At 43.4% G+C, this 21,865-nt stretch carries 25 protein-coding genes and 1 pseudogene; 16 read left to right on the plus strand and 10 right to left on the minus strand.

Features of this window, described 5'->3' with window-relative positions; genetic code table 11:
- Positions 1–54 precede the first annotated feature (54 nt).
- From NX845_RS02995 to NX845_RS03075, 16 genes and pseudogenes are all read left to right on the plus strand, one after another.
- Complete coding sequence (locus NX845_RS02995; RefSeq protein WP_102441525.1) at positions 55–402, plus strand: SH3 domain-containing protein; 348 nt, start codon at positions 55–57, stop codon at positions 400–402.
- 152 nt (positions 403–554) lie between these two features.
- Entirely contained in the window at positions 555–893 is a 339-nt protein-coding gene (locus NX845_RS03000) for a hypothetical protein (RefSeq protein WP_102452682.1), read from the plus strand.
- A gap of 149 nt (positions 894–1,042) precedes the next feature.
- Positions 1,043–1,444 (plus strand): hypothetical protein, encoded by a 402-nt coding sequence (locus NX845_RS03005; RefSeq protein WP_260256510.1) that lies wholly within the window; start codon positions 1,043–1,045, stop codon positions 1,442–1,444.
- Positions 1,445–1,577: 133 nt separating this feature from the next.
- Complete coding sequence (locus NX845_RS03010; RefSeq protein WP_017083686.1) at positions 1,578–2,390, plus strand: class I SAM-dependent methyltransferase; 813 nt, start codon at positions 1,578–1,580, stop codon at positions 2,388–2,390.
- A gap of 132 nt (positions 2,391–2,522) precedes the next feature.
- Positions 2,523–2,624: pseudogene (locus tag NX845_RS03020) on the plus strand (GFA family protein); the annotation flags it as partial.
- Between the two features lie 158 nt (positions 2,625–2,782).
- Positions 2,783–3,220 (plus strand): GNAT family N-acetyltransferase, encoded by a 438-nt coding sequence (locus NX845_RS03025; protein WP_405054866.1) that lies wholly within the window; start codon positions 2,783–2,785, stop codon positions 3,218–3,220.
- Positions 3,221–3,353: 133 nt separating this feature from the next.
- Positions 3,354–3,551 (plus strand): hypothetical protein, encoded by a 198-nt coding sequence (locus tag NX845_RS03030; protein WP_017077822.1) that lies wholly within the window; start codon positions 3,354–3,356, stop codon positions 3,549–3,551.
- On the plus strand, positions 3,548–4,093 hold the full coding sequence (locus tag NX845_RS03035; protein ID WP_260256512.1) for a GNAT family N-acetyltransferase: 546 nt from the start codon (positions 3,548–3,550) through the stop codon (positions 4,091–4,093). The genes NX845_RS03030 and NX845_RS03035 overlap by 4 nt, the downstream gene beginning before the upstream one ends.
- Before the next feature lie 113 nt (positions 4,094–4,206).
- A complete protein-coding gene (locus tag NX845_RS03040; RefSeq protein WP_260256513.1) occupies positions 4,207–4,686 on the plus strand; it encodes an ATP-binding protein in 480 nt (159 codons plus the stop codon).
- A 70-nt stretch (positions 4,687–4,756) separates the two neighbouring features.
- On the plus strand, positions 4,757–5,161 hold the full coding sequence (locus NX845_RS03045) for a DUF1801 domain-containing protein (RefSeq protein WP_260256514.1): 405 nt from the start codon (positions 4,757–4,759) through the stop codon (positions 5,159–5,161).
- 174 nt (positions 5,162–5,335) lie between these two features.
- A complete protein-coding gene (locus NX845_RS03050; RefSeq protein WP_102450164.1) occupies positions 5,336–5,668 on the plus strand; it encodes a hypothetical protein in 333 nt (110 codons plus the stop codon).
- A 59-nt stretch (positions 5,669–5,727) separates the two neighbouring features.
- Positions 5,728–6,009 (plus strand): hypothetical protein, encoded by a 282-nt coding sequence (locus NX845_RS03055; protein ID WP_108339090.1) that lies wholly within the window; start codon positions 5,728–5,730, stop codon positions 6,007–6,009.
- A 90-nt stretch (positions 6,010–6,099) separates the two neighbouring features.
- Positions 6,100–6,558, plus strand: coding sequence for a GNAT family N-acetyltransferase (locus tag NX845_RS03060; protein WP_108180476.1), 459 nt, complete (start codon positions 6,100–6,102; stop codon positions 6,556–6,558).
- A 92-nt stretch (positions 6,559–6,650) separates the two neighbouring features.
- Entirely contained in the window at positions 6,651–7,100 is a 450-nt protein-coding gene (locus NX845_RS03065) for a DUF3291 domain-containing protein (RefSeq protein ID WP_108180475.1), read from the plus strand.
- 104 nt (positions 7,101–7,204) lie between these two features.
- On the plus strand, positions 7,205–7,501 hold the full coding sequence (locus NX845_RS03070; RefSeq protein ID WP_311319383.1) for a hypothetical protein: 297 nt from the start codon (positions 7,205–7,207) through the stop codon (positions 7,499–7,501).
- A gap of 87 nt (positions 7,502–7,588) precedes the next feature.
- Positions 7,589–8,041, plus strand: coding sequence for a hypothetical protein (locus NX845_RS03075; protein WP_065675541.1), 453 nt, complete (start codon positions 7,589–7,591; stop codon positions 8,039–8,041).
- 108 nt (positions 8,042–8,149) lie between these two features.
- Here the strand turns inward: NX845_RS03075 and NX845_RS03080 are convergent, their stop codons facing one another.
- The 10 genes from NX845_RS03080 to NX845_RS03125 form a co-directional block, all read right to left on the minus strand.
- Positions 8,150–9,658 carry an efflux transporter outer membrane subunit gene (locus NX845_RS03080; RefSeq protein WP_102463599.1) on the minus strand — a complete coding sequence of 503 codons (1,509 nt, stop codon included), beginning with the start codon at positions 9,656–9,658 and terminating at the stop codon, positions 8,150–8,152.
- Positions 9,659–9,660: 2 nt separating this feature from the next.
- Entirely contained in the window at positions 9,661–12,780 is a 3,120-nt protein-coding gene (locus NX845_RS03085) for an efflux RND transporter permease subunit (protein WP_260256546.1), read from the minus strand.
- A 10-nt stretch (positions 12,781–12,790) separates the two neighbouring features.
- On the minus strand, positions 12,791–13,924 hold the full coding sequence (locus NX845_RS03090) for an efflux RND transporter periplasmic adaptor subunit (RefSeq protein ID WP_260256516.1): 1,134 nt from the start codon (positions 13,922–13,924) through the stop codon (positions 12,791–12,793).
- Between the two features lie 99 nt (positions 13,925–14,023).
- Positions 14,024–14,902: a LysR family transcriptional regulator gene (locus NX845_RS03095; RefSeq protein ID WP_065682402.1), complete on the minus strand. Its 879-nt coding sequence runs from the start codon at positions 14,900–14,902 to the stop codon at positions 14,024–14,026.
- A gap of 216 nt (positions 14,903–15,118) precedes the next feature.
- Positions 15,119–15,778 (minus strand): sugar transferase, encoded by a 660-nt coding sequence (locus NX845_RS03100; protein ID WP_017091045.1) that lies wholly within the window; start codon positions 15,776–15,778, stop codon positions 15,119–15,121.
- A 9-nt stretch (positions 15,779–15,787) separates the two neighbouring features.
- Positions 15,788–16,975, minus strand: a complete 1,188-nt coding sequence (locus NX845_RS03105; RefSeq protein ID WP_065682403.1) for a glycosyltransferase family 2 protein — start codon at positions 16,973–16,975, stop codon at positions 15,788–15,790.
- Positions 16,972–18,072: a glycosyltransferase gene (locus tag NX845_RS03110; RefSeq protein ID WP_065682404.1), complete on the minus strand. Its 1,101-nt coding sequence runs from the start codon at positions 18,070–18,072 to the stop codon at positions 16,972–16,974. The genes NX845_RS03105 and NX845_RS03110 overlap by 4 nt, the downstream gene beginning before the upstream one ends.
- Before the next feature lie 423 nt (positions 18,073–18,495).
- Positions 18,496–19,920: a Wzz/FepE/Etk N-terminal domain-containing protein gene (locus NX845_RS03115; RefSeq protein ID WP_065682405.1), complete on the minus strand. Its 1,425-nt coding sequence runs from the start codon at positions 19,918–19,920 to the stop codon at positions 18,496–18,498.
- Positions 19,917–21,053, minus strand: coding sequence for a glycosyltransferase (locus NX845_RS03120; protein WP_065682406.1), 1,137 nt, complete (start codon positions 21,051–21,053; stop codon positions 19,917–19,919). The genes NX845_RS03115 and NX845_RS03120 overlap by 4 nt, the downstream gene beginning before the upstream one ends.
- Positions 21,046–21,831: a DapH/DapD/GlmU-related protein gene (locus NX845_RS03125; RefSeq protein WP_065682407.1), complete on the minus strand. Its 786-nt coding sequence runs from the start codon at positions 21,829–21,831 to the stop codon at positions 21,046–21,048. Before NX845_RS03125 ends, NX845_RS03120 begins: the two co-directional genes overlap by 8 nt.
- Between the last annotated feature and the right edge of the window lie 34 nt (positions 21,832–21,865).

Raw genomic sequence — 21,865 nt, forward strand, 5'->3', positions numbered from 1 at the left:
TGGGCACACGTTCACTCACAGCTTAACGTTATGTAAATGGAGCAGAAATAAGCTATGGAATACAACGTCGTTAAAAATTATAAGGATGATCCAGAATTACCTATTCGAATCGTAAAAGGTGAAAAATTGCAGTTTGTAGAAGAATCCAACCCAGAAGGTGATTGGGCAAATTGGATTTTTTGCCGAGGAGAAAATAAAGAAGGCTGGGTTCCAAAACACATATTAGCTGTAAATAACAGTGAAGTAACCGTACTTGAGGACTATTTTGCTAAGGAACACCGTTTGATAGTTGGTGACATTCTAGTAAAAGAACATGAATTAAACGGCTGGATCTGGAGTTATAAATTAGGTAATTCGGAAGAATTAGCTTGGGCTCCTTTAAATCATCTGTGCGCTGTATAAATTCATATCGAAAGTTGCTAAAGCAAGCAGCTAACACTTAGCATTTTAGCTTTGCGTTACGTTTGTGTTTAAGGTTGTCCACTCAAGATTCAGTATTACCTTGATCACACCTTAGCTTTGCGTTTTGTAACAATGAGGAAAAGATAAATATAATGAACAAGTTAATGTCATTTGTAGTTACGTCAAACTTTCTATCTCTTGGTTTTGTTTATTTGTTCGAACGGTTGACAGGTTCTTTAGCAATCCAGTTCTTGAGTGACTACGCCTTTTACTCAATGCTCCTACTTATTGGGCTCGGCAGCATCTTCTCTTTTTCGGGGCACAAAGTAGGTTACAGCGATCCAAGTAATGTGGCGGGTGTAGCGGCAAGTAGTTTGATTGAAAATAACTCTTCTAAACATACTGTTGTAACTAAGCTTGAAAGTACCGGGTTAGGTGGTCGTTTTTTACTCGCTAGTTTATTCCCTTTAGCTTATTGCGTGATCACATAGGTCAACTAACCACCTATAATAACTTTAAAAATGATTCACAACGTTTGGCATCATCATTTCAGTAAGTTTAATGACGATTGCACTATGGTCTAAGTAAGGTGCTAGCGTTGTTCATACCTTAATTTGGCGTCATACGAATGGAGTAAATAATGTACAAGGAAACAGATTTTCGACTGAGCCAAAAAGGGTTTAGCTTCAAAAAAAATTCATACCCTTTATCAAAAATTAATGATGTGAGAGTTAAAAAACTCGGTTTGCTCGACAATGTGGGGCAAATAATATTTTGGCTATTTGTCTTCTCTGGAGCAGTTTGGCTAGCAGTTCCAAGCCTTGAAAGTACCCCGCTTTGGCTTAAAGCCATAGTTGTTATCTTAACTTTTGTAGGCTTTGGATTTGGTCTACTTCATTGTTCAAAATATGCATTACAAATTGAGTTTCGTCATATTGACGATACAGGAGTTCAATGGGTAAATGTAGCTAAGTCTACCTCTGAATCTGACAATGGGTTATTTGAGCAACAAGCTGCGGCACTAAAGGCAACATTCGAATAATAAGTGCTTAAGTAGACTACCAACACTTGGTATTTTTAACACGGTTTAGCTTGAGTGATTTAGGTGGCAAGTTTGAGTGTATTTGTAACGTTGTCATTTACTTCATTTGGTGTGAACTGGATAGGAGTGAGTCGTGCAAGAAGAGTATATGGATTACTACGCGAAATTTGACGAAGAGAAGCGTCTACTTTCTCAAAACATAACGCGTATTGAATTTGATACAACAATTAATGTTTTGGGGTCTTATCTCGAATCAGCAGGTCGTTTGACGGAGCTTGGTGCGGCTACTGGTCGCTATTCACTTCATTATGTTCGACAAGGTATGGATGTGACAGCAGTGGAGTTAGTTCCAGAATTAGTCGAGCAACTTAAATATAATGCTGAGACCCAGAATTTAGACTTGGTTGTTCACGAAGCAAATGCAACTAACGTGAGTTTTATTGAAAACGGTACTCAAGACGTTGTTTTAGTATTGGGGCCGCTTTATCACATACAATCGAAGTCAGGCCGAGAAGCAGTTTTAAAAGAGGCAAATCGAATATTGAAACCAAATGGTGTAGTTGCGATAGCGTATATCAGTCGTTTCTTTGTGGCGGGTTTGCTTGCCAAAATGTCCAGTAGCTTAGTTTCCCCTGATATTCTAAGTGAATTGAATGAAAGTGGCTTGGTCTCTTCTCCCGATGTAGATCCATTTTTTAGAACGGGATACTTTGCTAAGCCTTTAGAGATTGAAAGCTTGGTAATTGAATCTGGATTTAGTATCGAAAATCATATTGCAACCGATGGGTACGTTCGGTTTATTGGTCAGGAAGTTAATCAACTAAATGAGCAACAGTATCAATCATGGTTTAAGTATCATTTATCGACATGCTCCGAGGTTTCATTGCTTGGTAGCAGTAATCATGGTTTAGTTATTGCAAAAAAATGCAGAGGAAAAAGCGCCTAGAACCGATTCTCAATGATTGGCATTTTCACTGTGCATTTGTCTTAGTTATTAAGGTTCCTTTTAGCGGCTTAGTTATTGCGTTGCTCACCAATAGGGCAGCGTATATGTTTCATCAATCTAGGAGCTCTTTCAATGTATTATTCTGAGGCTAATTGCCTTTGTGGTTCTGTCAAAGTCACAGCTAAAATCATCGATCCTAAGTTTACAGTTTGCCATTGTCAGTCATGTCGAACTTAGCGTTAGGTAAAAAGAAGAAATATTCAACAGAGGAAGTCATGGAAATAAGAGCTGCAAAACTTGAGGACATCAGTCAAATCGTAGAACTACAGAAATCTTGTCATGTATCTAACTTGGATGAATCTGATAAATGCGATGGTTTCTTAAATACAGTGATGGACGAAGTGCTTCTAACTCAAGTTATCGAGCAAGAGCAGGCTATATATGTTGCTGAACTCAACAATACGATAGTAGCGATAGCTGCTTGTGCTTCATGGCAGTTTTGGGAATGTTCAGAAGGACTCATTTCTGTGGCGAACAAGCTTGGTTCAGTGGTAGTTGGGAGTACCCAACTAAGCTCTTCTAATTCATACTTTTGGGGACCTGTCTGTGTGGGTAAGGCTTGTCGTGGTCAAGGTGTGTTTGAGAAGTTGTTTCGGTTTAGTTGTGAAGTAAGAAGTTCTAAATTTTCTTACGTTTACACGTACGTGCATAAAGACAATGCTCGTTCTTTTGCTGCTCATACCAATAAAGCAGGCTTTAAATATACAAAAGACTTCGTTCTCAATGGGCAAACTTTTCAGGAAATGGCGCGCGAAACGAAATTTGCCTAACAAGCGCTCAAGATGAATTCACAACGCTTTGCAGTTTCGACTTACTTGGCTTTAAAGCGTTTATGTCACAGAGGGTTCGGCCATAACGTCACTCACACCTATACATAGTGTTGCTTTCTACGAGGGAATGAACATGAAACAAGGCATTTTCAAGAATCTGAAGCTAGCATTAGGTGTTGGTTTTGGTGTTTCCATTCATCAGTACTTTTTTATGACGGATGGTGCGTTTGATTTCTATCAGCCACTTGTGGCGTTTGCTTTTACGTTTGTCGTTAGCAGTATTGGTACACTTCTAAAAGAAAGAATCATGCGCAAGAAGGAGATTACATGAGAATATCGGAAGCCGTTCTGTCGGATTTAGAATCCTTTTTCGAATACATAGGAGCACAGCTTCTTGAGAATGCGGATGATAACTCTCCACTTTTCCAACCGATCTCTAAAGAGAATTGTGTAGTTTCAGAACAATTTAAAGACAAGTTTCGAAATGGTTTTGAGGCAAGCCTTGGTGAACATGGCTGGAGAAAGCTCTGGGTAATCAAAGACTTTAAGGAACGAGTGTTTGGTCATATAGACCTACGTCATTACGGTGAAGAGTATAAGTTTCATCGTGTGCTTCTCGGCATGGGTGTTGATTCAAGTCTAAGGAAGCAAGGGTTGGGTGTAGAACTGATTAAGCGCATGACTGAGTTTTGTAACGAAAGCCCAAGTATCGATTGGTTAGACCTCAATGTTCTCTCGAATAATCTTCCTGCAAAGAATTTGTATTTGAAATGTGGTTTCGAAGTGATTGGAGAAGTCCCAGATTGTTATCTTATAGAAGGACAGTCTGTGTCTGAAACAATGATGACACTATGCACGAGAAGTTCCGGGTAAGAACGCTTTTAAGAATGAATTATGACACTTGGCATCCTAAAGCTTATGTTAGTGCTTAAGCTTGGTGTCAGCGCTTTTACACGGCAACTCTACCTATGAGCTAAAGAGGAATCATGACTAAAATCTATTTCGTATGTGGCTTTATCGGTTCGGGTAAGACGACTTACTATAAAGCGCTTGCAGAAAAGCATGGTACCTTTCGTTTCTCGATTGATGAGTGGATGATTCCTTTGTATGGCGAACATATGGAGCGTGAAGTTTTTGATAGCCGGCTGGCTACGCTTCAAGGTTTATTCAAGGACTCTGCAATGCAGCTCTTTTCTTTGGGTGTTCCGGTAATTTTTGACTTTGTTTTTTGGCGTAAATCAGACCGAGATTCTTTTACAAGCTGGGCGTCAAACCTAGGCGTGGACAGCGAAGTTCACTACCTTGATGTTCCCTTTGAGACTTGTAAGGAGAGGGCATTTAACCGTAACTCGGAACTCAATGGCAAGTCTTATGAAATGACACCTGAAATGTTAGATCTTTTTTGGTCTTGGTTTGAGGTTCCAACTTCAAATGAAAGTGTTGTTTGGGTTCAACAGGACACTTAACAAGCTATATAGCCAAACATAGTTTGAGTTAGCAGCTCCTTAATATCACAACAAATGAATCGGAGGTTGAATGGACCAAGCAATCAAAACACATTTCAACGAGTATCCCGATGATGTTCAAGCTCGGCTTGAAGAGTTGCGTTCATTAATCTTTGAGCTTTGCTCTGATTTGGAACTAGGTGAAGTCGAAGAGTCTCTGAAATGGGGCGAGCCGAGTTACAGCGTTAAGACGGGCAGCCCAATTCGAATCGACTGGAAATTGAAGTCACCAAACAACTATTACTTGTTCTTTAACTGTCAAACGAAGCTAGTCGACACATTCAGAGAATTGCACGATGGCGCATTGGTATTTCAAGGTAATCGGGCAATCGTCTTGAACCTAACTGAACCACTTCCTAGGGCACGTATTAAGCAGTGCTTAGAGCTAGCCTTAACTTATCAAAAACGAAAAAATCTACCGCTTCTTGGCGCGTAGTTCTTACGTGTTGTCTGCTGCTTAACTGAATGTGGTTAGAATTTAAAAAGTACGCCTGCCACTGATTTACAAGGCTTGGCACTTCTCGTTTAATGTAGGTTAGTGTTTAACGTCTTATGGTTTAGGTTAGTGGCGTTGCTCAGACCGTAAAGTGGTATGTGGACAGGGAAAGTTATGAATCAACAAGAAGCCTTTATAGGATTTGCGGTCTATGGGGTTATCAGTAGTTTAATCGGATTTTTTACGTTTTTTATTATCAAAGATGCAAAGTACAAACAAACATTGTGGACTTTGGAGTCTGTTATGTTTGGTATCTTCGCGATTGGTTTTATCTATTGTTCAGGTGGTAATGGGCCAGAATTGTTGGTCTGGATTCCGCTTGTTACTTTAATGTCTATTTACAATGTCCACTCTTTGAAATTTTGTGGTTCTTGTGGAAAAACTAACGTAAGAAAAAGCGGATTGTCATCCATTAAATCATGTAGTGACTGTGGTAATGCTTTATAGTAAAGCTAAGAAATATCAGACGTTTGTTCATTTTAGTTTCAGCCTTAAAAGGAAGTTGTATGAATTTAGATAAAGCTAAAAAACGTATCGCGAAGCAGGTTAAAAAAGGCGACAACGGATACCCAAAAATCACGTTAGCGTATTACGGGACGACCAAAGATCTCGCAACGGAAGTCGCAGTTCAATTTATGTTGGGCGAGGGCGATGGTGTTCAAGAAGAGCGTTTTTCTTGTGAAACCGAAATCAGAGATAATGAGCTAATCCAAACGACGTTACTCAAGATAATCGAACGCGCTAATGTTAACTCAGTGATTGAAGTTGAAGGCGTAGCTGTTCTTTAGTTTGGTTCGTATCCGAGAGTTTATGAGTTGTCGTCGTTGTCTAGGTAATGCGGTATTACATGGGTTCGTTGAGTAAGGATATTTAGAGTAATGCACGTAAGAAAAGCAGATCTTCACGAGTTAGATACCATTTATACAATGGGCTTCGATGTTTGGGGTGATGGCTTGACGTTAGACGATTACTTAACAGGTTGTCGTAACAGTGAAAAGTACTTATCTGGCACTTGGTATGTGCTAGTCAAGAAGGATAGGGTCGTGTCGTCTCTTATCGTTTATAGTGACATGTTTGGTCTTGCAAAAGGATGTTTCGGTATTGGCTCTGTGGCTACACCTCAAGAATTACGACACCAAGGTTATGCGTCTGAGTTGATCAACTTGCTAAAAACGGAGTTATTCACTCGTCATAATTGTAAGGCTTTATACCTACACAGCGACATTGAGCATCAATTTTATATTAGGCTTGGCTTTGTGAACATAGTAGGTTCTGATTGTATGTATATTTCGAACGACTCTTCTGAGTTTGATGGACGAATACCAGATTACTTCTAGGCGTGAGTATTTTGATTCGTTATAAAAGTGGGGCTTAGAAGGTTAAGTGTATCCGAAGTGTTTTACTCATAATTTATCAAGGAAGAAACATTATGAAATTAGCTCAGTTAAATATCGCTCTGGCAAAATACCCGTTAGATGCGCCAGAAATCAAAGAGTTTGTCGATAACTTAGAGTTGGTTAATGGAATCGCAGAAAGCAGTGAAGGGTTTGTTTGGCGTCTGAAAGATGAATCTGGGGACGCCACCAACATCCAAGCTTTCGAGGATCCTAATATGATTGTGAACATGTCGGTGTGGGACTCTGTGGATTCGTTAAAGAACTTCATGTTCCGCACACATCACCGTGATTTTATGCGTCGAAAGGGGGACTGGTTTCATCGTTTACCTGAAGATACTTATGTGCTTTGGTGGATTGAAGAAGACCATATTCCCACACTCGAAGAAGCGATAAAGCGACTTGAACACCTCAGAGAAATCGGTGATACGCCGTATGCCTTCACTTTTAAAACCAACTTTACGGAGTCAGAAGCGCCAAAATAGCGTTCATAGATAACCAAGGTTATGTTTTTTAGACGTTTTATGGCAATTCCCGTGAAGATGAGTCGATTATTGGTATGATGTTTCTATAGTCTTCGAGAGGTTTTATGATGTTGAAAATGAAAAGTAGTGTACTTGCGGTGTGTTTATTCGGTTTCAGCATGAGTGCTAGCGCTTCAACACTGGAAGAGTGTGCCAAACTCCTTCCTGATGGTCACATGTATAAAGTAGAGATCATTTTAGACGTAGATAAGACTGAGAAGGATCCAACGGTGAAAGGCAGTTTTGGTGTGACGGGCGGAGCCGGTGCGCCAGATACTTTTGATATCGGTGATTTTGTCGAATGCGCAGGTCCTCTGATCAAAACCGTAGATACAGACAGCAACGATGCGTCTAATTCCTAGTCACAGATTGTCGCGAAAATAGTTCACTTTCGTCATGGAAGACATGATCAGGGGTACTTAAACTAGGTTGAGGTGAATAGGGTAATTATGGGCGATTATTTAGATATTTGGTTTACGGTTACCTCCTTAGTTTTTATTGTAAGCTTACTTTCAGCACTTTTTGTTGGGGTCTGGCGTAAAAATATAAAAGCGTTGATTCTCTTAAGTGGAGTCGCAGCAATCAGTATCGTTCTGTTTCTCTCTCAGAAGTATCAAATCCGAAATATCCTAGCTGAAGAGCTGAGCGTGTCGAGTTTTGTTGTGGAGGCTCATGAGGAGTTTGAAGAATCTAAATTGTTAGATTCTTTGAGAAGTAGTAACTACGTAACGATGAATAGAACGAAACCTTTGTCAAAAAGTAAAGTACGTATTGTTATTAACTCTGGCGAGGTTGAGTTATTGATAGCTCAAGACTCTAAGAACGAAGAACTGTTTTGGATCTATTACCCCAAATACCGATTTAGTCGTTTAAACCCAATTGGAAAGGTACGTATCCGTTAAACATAAGTGCACAATTGCTACAGCGACTTTTAGTAACAAAAATACCGCCGTAATCAACGGCGGTATTTTTTTTATGCTTATTGCATCGTTCAGCTGAGAACAGCGAGCCTACTTAGCGTGAGCTAATTCGACACTCTTTGTTTCATTAGCGACTTTCCAATCGCCACCTAAGGCTTTGTATACCGCAATTGTGGTGTTGGCGGTTTGAAGCTTGGCGGCTACTTGGCGATCTTGCATCGCTTTTTGTTGTCTTTGTGCGTCTAACACCGATAAGTAATCGACTAGGCCGGCTTTATAGAGTGACTTTGCTTTGCTCACTGCATTATCGACGGCGAGGGTGGCTTCATCGATGCGCTTTTGGTTCTCTTGGCTACGGCCATAGGCAAACAAGCTTGAATCGACTTCTGCAAAGGCGCTGTCTACCGAGTGTTGGTAGTTAAGCGCTGCAGAACGGAACCTTGCTTCGTTCATCTCTACCAAGGCTTCGCCTCGGCCACCATCGAACACATTCCAACTGATGCCAGCAGATGCCGCCCAACCGAATGAATCGCTACTGAATAGGTCATCAAAACTTCCTGCAGTTACTCCTGGCGTACCCGTTAGGAAGAATTTTGGATAGCGATTAGCAATGCTTGCGCCGAGTTCTTCGTTAATGGCTGCCATTTCGCGTTCTGCAATTCGGATGTCTGGGCGTTGTTCTAACAAGTCAGAAGGTAAGCCTGTAGGAATCACATCCTTCATTCTCGGCAAGGTAAATTCACCCACTAAACGTTGGTTCACGCTCGTAAGTGATTCGCCTAACAACACTGCCATGCGTTGTTTGTGAACTTGCTCTGCGATTTCAAGTTGAGGAACAATGGATTCAGTCGCGGCAAGCATGGCTTTGGCTTGAGCAAGATCTAACTCCGAGCCATAGCCGCTGCGAACAACTTTAGTGACCAGTTCTAAAGTCTGCTTTTGGTCGGCTATGTTCTCTAGTGCGATCGCTTTTCGCTCTTGAGCGCCACGATATTGCAGGTAGTTGTGAATGACATCGGCAGTGATCAAGGTATTCAAACCCGATTGGAATATCTCGGCTTGTTCAACTCGAATCGTCGCCGCGTTGGATTGCTTATCGATACGTCCAAACAAGTCCATTTCCCATGCGATGCTTGCACCTAAGAACCCGCCATCGTGTTGCGCTTCCAGCAACGACATCCCCGTTGCTGATTCAACCGCATCAGAAGCGCCAAATACCGGGCCGAGTAGGGAGTCGTTTTCACTCAGTTGGTAGTTGTAATAACCACCGCCGACATTGATGGTCGGGACTTTGAATGATTCAACAACGCTTTTGTATGAGTTCGCCATGTTGATTCGCTCGGCGGCCAGTTTAAGTGGGATGTTCTGACTTTGAACATCAGCCACTAACTGATTGAGCGTTGGATCATTGAACTGCGTCCACCAATGATTGTGCTGTTCGTTTTGGCTCACTCCGTCTTGGTTCACATCACCTTGGCTATATAAGAAGCTCTCAGCCATGGTCGTTTGTGGTTCATCGTAATCAGGGCCAACCGCACAACCTGTCAGCAACAATGCGAGAGCAATAGGAGCCACTTTAAACTTAGTTAATGGGTACATGTTTATTGCTCCTTGTTGAATGAGGTTGGAGTGCCGCTGTTTGTACACTGAGGCGTTGCATCGAGTACAACTACAGCATCTTTAATGGCTTCAGCCACTGTCTTTTTTTCTTCAGTTCGATAGAAGAGCTTGTACAGCGCAGGCATTACAAACAGAGACAACACGGTTGCCGCCGCCAAACCACCGATAATGGTTGCTGCCATTTGGTCAAATAGCAGGTCACTAAGCAGCGGGATCATGCCAAGTGCTGTGGTAAGTGCGCCCATTGAGATCGCCATTGTACGGTTCACGGTTGCTTCTTTAATTGCGTCTGACAGTGAGCGACCGTCTTTACGTTCAAGCTCGATCTGGTCCATCAACACTATGCCGTTCTTGATGATCATACCGGTCAAGGTTACCGCGCCAATCAACGCCATGAAGCCGAACGGTTTATCCAACAGCAACAAGCTGAACGTTGCACCCGTCGCCGCAAGCGGTAGGGTGGTGAAGATGATCACTGGCTGTTTGAAGCCGTTAAACATCGCAACTAGGATGATCACCATCAACAACATCGCTTTAGGTAGCTGTTTAAGAATATCGCTGACCGCTTTATGCTCGTCGTAATATTCGCCACCCCATTCCAAGTGGTAACCGTGTGGAAGGTGAATGGATTCTATTTGTTCTTTAACTGAGTCTCTCACTGCTGCAGGTGTGGTGTAGCGACCAACGCCAGCTTGTGCTGTGATGGTTTTTACTCGGTCACGACGCCAAATCATGGTCTCTTCGCTTGTAAGCTCAAACCCGTCAATGACTTGACCTAGTGGAACGCTGTGGATGCCCAATAAAGAACGTACCGGCAAAGTTTCTAGCGATTGAATAGAGCTTTCTGTACCACGCAGTTGAATCGTCACCAGTTCGTCGTTTAAGTTCATACGACCCAGCGGCATGCCTTCTGACGCGCGTTTCATCGCGAATGCAATATCTGCACGGTTAATGCCTGCAAGACGCATCTTGTCTTGGTTGATGACAGGTTCTAGCACTTTGCTCTTTTGACGCCAGTCGTCACGCACGTACTTGGTGTCTGGGTGTCGAGCAAAGATAGCTTTCGCTTGTTCAGATAAGCCGTGCAGTACCTCGATATCTGGGCCTGAAAAACGCGCTTCAACACTGAATTTATCCGAAGTCGCAAGCTTTAAGCTTCTAAAGCGAGGATCGGCGTTTGGAAACTCTTCCATTAACCATTTGTCGCCACGCGCAATCAACGGGCTGAGTGAAGGGAAATCGGTCGCGTTAATCAAGATCTGACCGTAAGCAGAGTCAAACGGTTCTGGCTCAATGGTCACTGAGAAACGAGGAGCGCCAGCACCAATGTACGTTGAAATACTCTCGACTTCCGGCTGCTCTAACAACCATTGTTCGATACGCTTCATGTCTTCTGAGGTCTGTTCAACCTTGGCGCCATTTGGCAGCCAGTAATCTAAGAACAGAATGGGTCTGTCGGCTTGTGGAATAAAGTTAACGGCAATATTCGGGATAGCCAATGCAGTAACCAAGATCAGCGGAATAAGTCCCGTCAGTGCTTTGAGTGGGTTATCTACCGTCCAGTTTACGCTCTTACGGTATAAGCTCACTTTGGTGTTGTCAGCTTGCTTAGTTGGCTTGATGAAGAACCAACACATCAAAGCTGTGAAGGTCATTGCGACAAACCATGACAACAACAATGAAGAGGCAATGATTAGGAATACTGAGCTTGCGAACTCAGCGGCATCAGTTTTTGAAAAGATAACAGGGCTCGCACCCATGATAGCAATGACTGTCGCGCCAAAGAGTGGTGTAGCGGTCTCTTTAACAGAATCAATTGCGGCTTTGGTTCGGTCGATGCCTTTGTTGATTTTCACAATCATCATATCGGTGATGACAATGGCATTATCCACCAACATGCCGAGCGCAAGAATGAACGTACCTAGCGAAACTCGGTGTAAATCGATTGAAGCGATGTTCATGTAGATAAGTGTCAGCAAGATAGTCAGCAGTAAGCTTGAGCCGACAATGGTTGCGCTTTTTAGCCCCATGAAGATAGACAGGACGATGAATACAATCGCGACACTCTCTAGCAAGTTGCTTACGAAATTGTCGATCGATTTCTGAACTTCTTCGGGCTGGTTAGCAACTGTCGCGATATCAACACCTAACGGCAGGGTTGCTTGAAAATCGCTGACGATTTGATTGATTTCATCACCAAGTGATACCACGTTTACGCCGGTGACTGGGCTCATCGCTAATGTGACTGCAGGTACGCCGTTGTAGCGGTTCTCTGTCATCATTGGCTCTTGGTAGCCCATTGTGACGTCTGCAATATCGCCTAAGCGGATTAAGCTGGTTCCTAATTCACTCACGCCGCCTTTGATCATCAGGTTTTTGATGTCGTCTAATGAACCAAACTCACTAGACTGTTGAACTCGGATTCGTTCCGTTCCTGCTGAAAACTTACCGGCATCGAAGGCCATGTTTTGCGTATTCAGCTGCGACCAAACTTGTGTGATAGATAGGCCGTATTGCGCCAACCTTTCATCTGGGATGTCGATGTGAACAACACGTGGCTGAACACCGTGTAACTCAATCTTCTTAATGCCATCGACGGTTTTAATTCTGCGTTGGAGTTCTTCTGCGTAACGTCTTAGCTCAGCAGGCGAAGCATCCTTACTGTGGATAGAGAAAAGCATGCCGTAGACTTCAGAAAACTCGTCTTGTACGACACTGATCTGCGCCGTCGAAGGCAGTAACAGCTTCATGTCAGATACTTTGCGACGCAATAAGTCCCACTCTTGAGGAAGTGCTTTTGAATTAAGAGACTCTTTGAGATCGACAAACACCATCGACATGCCAGGGCGAGACAATGAACGAAGTCGGTTTAATGATCCCATCTCTTGCAGTTTAGTTTCCACAGTATCAGTAACTTGCTGTTCCACTTCTTCCGCAGAAGCACCGGGATAGAGCGTTACCACGACGGCCGTTTTGATGGTGAAGCTTGGATCTTCGAGCTTGCCAAGATCAAAGTAAGAAAACAGGCCTGCGATAACACTCAATGCAGTGAAAAACAGGATGAAGGTGCGTTGTTTGATCGCAAAATCAGCTAGATTCATCATGATTTACCTACAGACTCTTAACTTGAATATCGGAGAAGTGTTGGCCTTCCATGACGTACTGAGCACCACTCACCACGACGAAATCACCATCGTTGAGCGTTGATTCAACACATACGGTATTTTGGGACATCGAAACCACGTCCACAGTCACGCCATGAGCTAGCTCGTTCTTAACCGTGAACACTTGCTCGATGCCAGATTGATTCACCAACGCTGAATACGGTAAACAAAAATTGCTGCTAGCTTCGCCAAGTTGAGTTGTCAGTGTGACGGATTTTCCTGGCAACACTAACTTGTTGGTTGTCTCTACATGGTAGGTAACCGCGTAGGTCTGTTTGATAAGGTGAGGTGACGTGGCAATTTCAGCGGCGTACCCAATCAGCTTTTCCTCTGAGCCATACCAATTGATAACAGCGGTTTGATTCGGTTGGAACTCATGAATCAAGTTTTCTGGGACTTGGATTTTAACTTCAAGCTGATCTGGGTTGTGGATGGTGAAAACCGAAATGCCCGGCAGAACTTGTTCAAACTGATCGAAGTTCGATGCCGCTACAACGCCGTCGAAGGGTGCGAGCAACTTGGTATAACGAATCGAATCTTTCGCACGGCGTATGTTCTGTTCTACGACTTTAACCGCCGCTTCACTTCGTTCATAACCGCTGATTGCACGGTCTAGATTAACATCGGCAATCGCATTATCAGCGATGGCTTGTTTTACTCGTACAAGTTCAGATTTCGCTAATTTGTGTGCAGATTTCGCTTCGAGTGCTCGTGCTTGTAACTCTTCTAACGCGACTTGATAATCATGAGGGTCTAACTGCGCAAGTGGTTGGCCTTTCTTTACTGAATCACCAACCGAGACCATCATTTTTTGAATAGTGCCAGGCACACGAAACGCGACGCCAGCGGTTTCTGATGACTGCAATTTGCCTGTGAACGATTTTTCAACTTGATGAGAGAGAGGCTCAAGTTGGATAACTTGAATCGGGCGCGTTTGTTTTTGAGCTATCGTCGCCTCAGAGTCATTACAGCCAAACAGAGCGGTTAGGCTTAGTGCAATGACTGTGTGTTTGAAGATAGGTGTCTGCTGAAAGATAGACGAACGCTGCAAAACAGATGAATGTTGAGATATAGGCTTCATGGATTACTCCTGTCAATTTATGGAGTAATTCTATCTTTCAGTCTTGTTTAGATAATCTAGTCTTCACGTGAAACACTGTCACAATATTCGTTACAATAACTAGAGTTTCGGAAGCTCTTGTAATAAAAAATCAATCAAAAGCTGTGCTGAATGGCTTAACGCTTTACGCTGAGGATAGAGCAGCCATGCTTCTTCTTCTTGAAGATTCTCGTCGGGGAACAGGTTAATCAAGGTGCCGTCTTTGAGTTGCTGTCGTACCAAGAGTTCTGGTAACAACGCGATGCCTCTATGTCGAATTACACCGCCTTTCACGAAGCCAATGCTGTCGCTGACGACCGAAGGCTCAACTTTGATGGTGTGATCTTTGATGTCCCATTGTTTATCGATGTCGCCACTTGGCCACCTGAAGCAAACAAATGGGTAATTGGTGAGCTCTCTTAGGTTTGAGGGCTTGCCTTGTTTCTCTAGAAACTCAGGGCTTGCGACAAAAATACGTTGGAGAACCATCACTTTACGAGCAACCACGTTTGCATCGCTCAACGTACCACCATGCATAGCGAGGTCTAACCCTTGACGGTACATGTCGACAAAGCCGTTACTAATGTTGCGAATATCAAGCTCAACCTTAGGGTACATATCTTGGAATTTAAACAGAGTCGACTGCATGATGTCGCTGGTTTCAGGCAATAGACCAATCTTAATTTGCCCGTGTGCAACCTCTGAAAGGTTGGAAGCGACATGGTTCGCTTTGTCGAGCGCACTCAATGCATTGAGTAGTTCTTTGTAATAGAGCTCGCCAGATTTGGTTAAGGAGAGGCTTCGTGTGGTTCTAAAGAACAGTTGAATGCCGAGAGACTTCTCAAGGTCGTTAATTCTACGGCTAACGTTAGCTCGGGGAAGGTCAAGTGCATTGGCTGCGGCAGTAAAACTACCCAGTTCGACAACGGTGGTAAACAGCTTAAGATCTGCGATTTTCATAACAACGGCATTTAATCGTTTTTAGAACAGTATGTTGGCATCGTATACCAATTGGATTTTAAAATCGAAGCGTTCTTGGGTTTGGCTTGTTTTAAGACAGTAAAAAGCCAGCTGATAAATCATTATCAAAGCTGGCTTTGTGTTCGCATGGGACAGACTGCTCTATTTTTCACCTTGGACTAGGCAGCTTGTTCTTTCGCCTCACACCATATCAGTTTAACGACCTCGACCGTCGACCATCACAATGATAGTTTTAGAAATGATGCTGAGATCAGCGACAATCCAAGACTTAACAGAACATAGGCTTAATGCGTAACTGTGGTCAAAGCCCACTTTACGACGTACATCATCAATACAGGTATCATAACCTTGATTTACTTGTGCAAGCCCCGTAATACCAGGCATTACGCCGTATGTACGGTCAGCAAAGTAAGGGATTTCGTTCTCTAGTTTGGTGTAAAAAGTAGGGCGTTCAGGGCGTGGACCAATTAGAGACATTTCACCTTTCAATACATTGAACAGCTGTGGGAGCTCATCAAGACGTGTCTTTCTCAAAAAGCGGCCAACGGGTGTGATTCGTGGATCATTCGCTGTAGCCCAAACTGCGCCAGAACGCGTTTCTGCATCTTCGTACATGCTACGGAACTTCATGATTTCAAAGATTGCCATTTTCTCCGGCGTAGATTTACCGACACGCAATTGGCGGTAGAAAATAGGGCCGCGAGAAGTCAGTGCAATTGCCATCGCTATCAATGGAAATACTGGCGCTAACAAAATCAAAGCAATTAGTGAGCTTACGAAATCGAACGTACGTTTAGCTCGTGAGATTTTGTATTGGTATAAGTTTTGAGTAGATAGCTGTTCAATGTTCATCATAATAAGTCCTTAATGATTCGCTCGTGTCCAAGGTGAGTTTTCTAGTCCGATTAGGTAACGAATACCACCAATGAAGTTGGCATAGTGTCCAACTATCAAATAAGAGATTAATGAAATAGGTTTGTTTACTAGACGCTTTGGCAAGATGCAGCCAAGTACGCCAATGGTATAAACGGCAACTTGAGCCCATAACAGTGCTTCAAATACCAAGTAGTTGTTAAGTAAGATTGAGCACACTAAGCACACAATCATTAAATATGGAGTGAGTAGGCGAAGCCCTTTTCCGGAGAAGAACGCAAACGCGATGCCTTTGAACTTGGGGCTGAACAAGCCAAACAATCGAATCGCTTGTTGCATGTTGCCCGCTGAAATACGAAGTCTTCTTTTGAAGTCTGTTTCTAGGTTCGATTCTTCTAGCTCCAGTGCCACCATTTGTGTTTCGTATTCTGCAATGTAACCTTGTTTAACGATTTGCATTGGTAAGATGAAATCATCATTAATAGTGTTTAGAGGCAGTAGTTCAAACAAATGGGTTCTAAACAAGTAGAACGCGCCATGAGAACCCAAGCTCGAACCTAATGAAGCCTCAGACTCTTTAACGGCGGTTTGGTACTGCCAGTAAGTGTTTTCGCCTTCGTTGCCTGTTGGGCAAAGCTGATACGTCGCGTTCACGACACCAACCTTGTCACTTTCAAAATGAGCGGCTGCAATAAGCAATGCATCCAATGAAATAAGGGCTGATACATCACTTAGCGCCGTGATATCGCTTTTTATATTGGTCACTTCTTCATTGATAACCGCAACTTTTCCTCGGTTGGTCTTGTGGTCATGTATCTCGAAATAGATATCGCTGCACATCGCTTCTTGAATCGTCATTTCGGCGATTTCTACCGTGTTATCAGTGCAGCCGTCACAAGCAATAATCACTTGTAGCTTCTTTTTTGGGTAATCTAATGAAGCAAGGTTACGAACTTTATCTGCGATCCACTGCTCTTCGTTAAATGCTGGCACAAGAATGGTAATGGTGGGTAGTGTGCAATCTTGTTGTTCGTCTTTATAACAACGATGGCTCTCTTCAATCTGACGCGCCGGGTGACTTTTCGCATACCAACGCAGTAAAAGTGGATAGGCGGCGTGATGGTAGACAATCAGCGCACCAGAGAATAAGCAAAGTCCTGCAAGCAACCAGTCGATCATGCGCAAACTCCTTTTGAGATATCGTTGTAAGAGGCAACCATTTTTACAATGTCGAAGTTGTCGAGTACGTAACGACGAGGTGACAAAAAGCGTTCATTTTGCTTTTCTAATAGCGCACTAGCTAACCCCACAATGCTGCCGCTTTTGACGAGGGCGCCGCTGACTGGACATAAGGTTTCATCGACAGCTCCTACATTCATCGCGACGGTAGGGATGTTGCACGCCTGAGCTTCTAGTGTAGAAAGTGGCAGCCCCTCATGACGAGAAGGTAGACAGAAGGTGTCTAACGCGCCGTAAAAGGTAGTCATGTCTTCAATTAGGCCAAGAAAGATCACACGGTCGCTCAAATTCAAGCGGTCAGTGAGTTGTTCCAGTTGCTTGCGTTTTGAACCATCACCAGCCAATGCGACAACGGTGTTAGTAGGAAGTAAGCTAAGCGCTTTAATCAGTTGGTCTTGACCTTTCACGTGTTCTAAACGTCCCGCACAACCTACGATGTGTTTATCGGTTGGTAGATCGAGTGTTGCCCTCGCGTCTACTTTTGACATCGGTTTGAACTTCTCGCAATCCACACCGTTTTTAATCGTGATGATGTTGTTGTATGAAAAGGCAGAGCGCAGTTGGTTGTAAACACGGGTTGCATCGGCCACCAAAGTTGGCTGAGCGGCTTTAAGTGCTAATGCTTGTAAGCGACGACGTTTGTTATTTTTCAAATGCCAAGCATCGTGCTCGGTATGAATTCGAGTAGGAACCCCTGATACACGGGCGGCATAGCCTGCGTACAGTAATGGGCCTATGTGATGGGTATGAACAACATCAGGGCGAATTCCTCTAAATGCTTTGATGAGTTTTATGATGATGTTGAATTGAACACCGGGCTCTTTATCTAAAAACACGATTTGGTTGTGGTAAGGCTTCAGCTTCGGCCAGTTTGCGATGGATTCTGCTTTTGTGCCTTCTAAACTGACGATCAACACTTGGTCTGTTGGTTTAGCAAGGCGCAGCAAATCTAACGTTAGGGTTTCTAATCCGCCTGGGGCAAGGTGTTGAACAACGTGTATGATCTTCTTGCCATGCTTTGTTATCTGGTTATTCATAATTTGGACCCTGCCTTTATAATTCTTGTTTCGCTTTTCTGACGTTTCTATTGAAGTAACTTCTTTAAAACGTTTGACTACACAAGGAGATTGCAGGAGTTGTGCCAATTAAATAATCAATATATTTCAGTGATTTACGTTGAATGGTTCGAGGGCAATTTTCGTTTCTCAAAATGGGAATCAAAACAGGATACGAGTGAAGGGCTATTTGAATCGTGGTGCTTGGGGAAATAGAAAGTGGGATTAATAATTGGGGCTTTATAAAAGCAAAACGCCAACCGAGTGTTGGCGTTTAGTACTTGGAAACTAAAGAGCTAGGAAGCACGAAGCTAGGAAACTAGAAAGCTAAGAAGCTAAGAAGCTAAGAAGCTAAGAAGCTAAGAAGCTAAGAAGCTAGCAAGTTAAAAATAGCTTTAAGGCTAATCAACTCATTTTAGGGATAACGGTAATTACGGGAACACCTAAGATGTCTTCGATTTCGTCTTTACGCTTGATTGAAGAGTCAAACAGCTCAAACAATATCGCCAACCCAATGCCAAGGCCGATACCTGCAACGAAACCAGCCAAAACAAACACAAAAGAAGGTATGTTAGATTTCATACTAGGCGTGAAGGGTAAATCGATAATCTTCACACGTTTGTTTTGCTCGAATACGCCAAGCGAACCCGTTAATTGAGCCATTTCATAACGCTCTGTCAGTTCATCGTATAGCTGACGCTTGATTTCAACTTGGCGTTTAAGGCGATACATCTCTTTTGCATTTTCACCGAAGTTATTCGCCTTGTGTTCTAATTCGAAAATCATAGTACGAAGGCTTTTCGTTTCTTCAGTTAAAGACTCAAAGCGAGCGCGAACCAGTTGTAAACTGTGTAGTTGGGTGACTAAAAGAGGTTGGGTATCCGAAAGTTTGTTCAGTGTCGTACTACTTGCAATGTCCCAAAGCTGGTCGCTGTTCATCGTAGGTTGGGTTACATCGAGCAAACTCTTTCTCTCATTTTCAAGTCTGTCTAGTTCACGAACTTTAGCTTGTACGGCACTGTGTTTGTTTGTGTATTTGGCTTGAAGCAGAGCCAGTTCACTACGAATATCGATGATCTGATCTTCTATTCGACCTATCACTGGGTTGGTTTTTGAAAGCTGTTGATCGATTGACCCTAAGCTTTTTTCAACACCGGATAACTCGGCCTCTTTTTCTGCGAGTGTTTGTTTGAGTGACGCTAAGCGATTCAAACTTTGGCTCTGTACCTCAGGCGTCGAATGAACATTCTCATTCATGTATAAGGCAAGAGCTTCTTCTGCTACTTCAAGTTCAGCACTGCGTTTATCTATATGAATTTTCAAGAAGTTACTCGAGTCTTCAATCGACGAACGTTCCGGAGCGAGCAATTGTTCAATGAAATGTTCACTTACCGAACGAAGCGTCGCTTCCATTCCATCTGGCGTGTTTGAGCTTAAGCTGATTTTTAGAAAATCTTTTCCAAGCTGAGTCACCGTTAGACGTTGAGATAGGTCAGTAATGATCTCTTGTTTCTCAATTTCAGGCATATCGGGCGTGGTTAATTGCAGTTCATCAGCGACCGAGTAAAGCACATGTCGACTATGAAGTAGTGTTCTCAACGCGTTAAGGCGGTCTTTGAGCATGGTAGAAACGGCGATGTCTTCCAAGAATGGATTCATTTTGGCCGTTTCTTGAATCAACATACTGGTATGCGCGTCATATTTAGTCGGAGCCAACTTGCTCACACCAAAGCCTACAAAGGGCAAAATAAGGATTGGTAGAACAATAACGTAGCGTTGGCGCCACATGGCATTGATGATGACTAATAACCGCAATTTCAGATCATTCATAATAGCTCCAACATCCAATGTACGAAGTTACCACGGTTCTGCCAGCTGTCTTTAGAGACAACAGAGACTGGCGAGTTTTCAAGGTGACGGCTTTGCTCGAGAGCTTCGACCATCTGTTGTGCATTTTCAACGGACGTAACGTGATTCTTATAAGGAACCATTGCAGGAAAAGGGGTGGTCACGATAGGAGTTCCCGCGGCTAGGTATTCCATCAACTTTAATGGACTGCATGCTCGGATCTGTTCGTTATCCACGAAAGGTAATAGGCTCACATCCCAGTGTTGAGAATAGCTTGGCAACGTGTGATGTGGGCGAGGCCCCAAGTAATGAACGTTTTCGAGGTTAGGCAACGACAATGTATCAAGCTCATTAGGGCCGATGAATACAAAGTCCCATTCCGGCATTGCTGTCGCCACATGTTTAACCATGTCGTAATCCAGCCATTGAGATAAGCTTCCGTAAAAGCCTGCAATCGGGCGGTGGTTACTTGGCAAATCGTGTGCTCTTGGAGCTGGTGTAGAAAATAGCCCGACATCGACACCATGTGGTAAGAGTTGAGCTTTCTCATTAGGGAATTTGCCCATCAGCTTTTCACTAGCAGCGAAGATCAGATCTGATTTTTCAATCAATTCCAATTCATGCTGAGCGACAGTTTTGTGGTCAACGCCCGCGAGCGCACTAAAGTCATCCCCGCAGTAATAAACAACCGCTGACTCGCCTAAGTGTCCGCACAAATCAACAGCGGTAGGAAGGGAAGTCCATAAGATAGGATTATGAAGTTTCAGCTCAGCAATAACTGGCTTCAACTGGCGTAACATCATTTGCTGAGCCAGTTTTCTAGACAACTTTGAAGAAGGCGCAGGAATGGTTTTCAAGTTCACGACCGTTATGTTGCCTTGGTCGTTTGAATCAGCGACGTTTTGAGGATCCAGCATGTTTTGAGTAACTGCGTTGCTTCGCCCTGTCAGTTTATTGAATGCGCGAGTGATGTCTTTAACTGACAGTCTTGGCTGTCTAAGACCAATAGAGTTAACCCATAAGACTTTATGTTGTTTAGCCAAGTGGCGAACCAAGTGTTGAGTCGATGAAGGTAGGCCACCAAAGTCTTCACCAAATACGATTAAATCACGCATGGTCGCCTCCATGAGTCTCTAACGAATCGAACACATCGGATTCTGTCACTTCAACAGATTTAATCTGACCGACAACTCGAGCAGGGTTACCGCCTGCGATTGCGAAGGCCGGGATGTTCTTTGTTACCACGCTGCCTGCGGCTATTACGGCACCTTCGCCGATGGTTACGCCACCTTTAACGGTAACATTGGTACCTAGCCATACATCTTGTTCAAGAATGATGTCGCCGATTTGCTGAGGGTCATCGCCTTCACCTAGTGCTCGACGTTTTGCATCAAGCGGGTGTCCAGAGTATCCAAACAGGAAAGCGCCGCCAGCGATGCGTACGTTGTCGGAGATAACGACTTTGCCTCCAACAGCGATGGTCGATTGCCAACCGATGTCTACATTGTTGCCAATCGACAGTAGTGGGTGTTCCAAGCCTTCAAGTGGTTGGGTACAACCAGAGAATGTCGTGTGGCCAGAGATACGGCAGTTATCGCCAATCGTAATTTGTACCGGACCGCTCACGAAAGGGAGGCCACCGTATAAATACAGGCGTTTGCCACATTGAGCGACACGACCTTTGAAAGCCGGAGTCCAGTAGAAGAATCGCATAAAGCCAGAAACCAAATTCACCACTAGCTTGTGCGCTTGATATAGGCAGCGATTAAGTACTTGAGGGGTAGGTAGCTCTGTGCTTCTGATGCTTTTCAAAATGATAAACACATTTCTAATTCGAGAATTAGGATGAAACTTAAGCCAATGTTTGAATTGATGTATAGATACTGACGTCATAATGAAAATCCTCTTTTTTGTTATATAGAAGTAC

Source organism: Vibrio sp. NC2 (assembly GCF_025195005.1).
Classification (GTDB): domain Bacteria; phylum Pseudomonadota; class Gammaproteobacteria; order Enterobacterales; family Vibrionaceae; genus Vibrio; species Vibrio splendidus.

Bases quoted from the DNA above. Each gene is read 5' to 3' on its own strand.
- NX845_RS03040 (WP_260256513.1), top strand. From the start codon at position 4,207: ATGACTAAAATCTATTTCGTATGTGGCTTTATCGGTTCGGGTAAGACG.
- NX845_RS03110 (WP_065682404.1), bottom strand. From the start codon at position 18,072: ATGAATAACCAGATAACAAAGCATGGCAAGAAGATCATACACGTTGTT.
- NX845_RS03075 (WP_065675541.1), top strand. From the start codon at position 7,589: ATGGGCGATTATTTAGATATTTGGTTTACGGTTACCTCCTTAGTTTTT.
- NX845_RS03125 (WP_065682407.1), bottom strand. From the start codon at position 21,831: ATGACGTCAGTATCTATACATCAATTCAAACATTGGCTTAAGTTTCAT.
- NX845_RS03060 (WP_108180476.1), top strand. From the start codon at position 6,100: ATGCACGTAAGAAAAGCAGATCTTCACGAGTTAGATACCATTTATACA.
- NX845_RS03085 (WP_260256546.1), bottom strand. From the start codon at position 12,780: ATGAATCTAGCTGATTTTGCGATCAAACAACGCACCTTCATCCTGTTT.
- NX845_RS03030 (WP_017077822.1), top strand. From the start codon at position 3,354: ATGAAACAAGGCATTTTCAAGAATCTGAAGCTAGCATTAGGTGTTGGT.
- NX845_RS03055 (WP_108339090.1), top strand. From the start codon at position 5,728: ATGAATTTAGATAAAGCTAAAAAACGTATCGCGAAGCAGGTTAAAAAA.
- NX845_RS03115 (WP_065682405.1), bottom strand. From the start codon at position 19,920: ATGAATGATCTGAAATTGCGGTTATTAGTCATCATCAATGCCATGTGG.
- NX845_RS03035 (WP_260256512.1), top strand. From the start codon at position 3,548: ATGAGAATATCGGAAGCCGTTCTGTCGGATTTAGAATCCTTTTTCGAA.
- NX845_RS03100 (WP_017091045.1), bottom strand. From the start codon at position 15,778: ATGATGAACATTGAACAGCTATCTACTCAAAACTTATACCAATACAAA.
- NX845_RS03065 (WP_108180475.1), top strand. From the start codon at position 6,651: ATGAAATTAGCTCAGTTAAATATCGCTCTGGCAAAATACCCGTTAGAT.
- NX845_RS03120 (WP_065682406.1), bottom strand. From the start codon at position 21,053: ATGCGTGATTTAATCGTATTTGGTGAAGACTTTGGTGGCCTACCTTCA.
- NX845_RS03090 (WP_260256516.1), bottom strand. From the start codon at position 13,924: ATGAAGCCTATATCTCAACATTCATCTGTTTTGCAGCGTTCGTCTATC.
- NX845_RS02995 (WP_102441525.1), top strand. From the start codon at position 55: ATGGAATACAACGTCGTTAAAAATTATAAGGATGATCCAGAATTACCT.
- NX845_RS03005 (WP_260256510.1), top strand. From the start codon at position 1,043: ATGTACAAGGAAACAGATTTTCGACTGAGCCAAAAAGGGTTTAGCTTC.
- NX845_RS03070 (WP_311319383.1), top strand. From the start codon at position 7,205: ATGATGTTGAAAATGAAAAGTAGTGTACTTGCGGTGTGTTTATTCGGT.
- NX845_RS03045 (WP_260256514.1), top strand. From the start codon at position 4,757: ATGGACCAAGCAATCAAAACACATTTCAACGAGTATCCCGATGATGTT.
- NX845_RS03050 (WP_102450164.1), top strand. From the start codon at position 5,336: ATGAATCAACAAGAAGCCTTTATAGGATTTGCGGTCTATGGGGTTATC.
- NX845_RS03095 (WP_065682402.1), bottom strand. From the start codon at position 14,902: ATGAAAATCGCAGATCTTAAGCTGTTTACCACCGTTGTCGAACTGGGT.
- NX845_RS03025 (WP_405054866.1), top strand. From the start codon at position 2,783: ATGGACGAAGTGCTTCTAACTCAAGTTATCGAGCAAGAGCAGGCTATA.
- NX845_RS03000 (WP_102452682.1), top strand. From the start codon at position 555: ATGAACAAGTTAATGTCATTTGTAGTTACGTCAAACTTTCTATCTCTT.
- NX845_RS03080 (WP_102463599.1), bottom strand. From the start codon at position 9,658: ATGTACCCATTAACTAAGTTTAAAGTGGCTCCTATTGCTCTCGCATTG.
- NX845_RS03105 (WP_065682403.1), bottom strand. From the start codon at position 16,975: ATGATCGACTGGTTGCTTGCAGGACTTTGCTTATTCTCTGGTGCGCTG.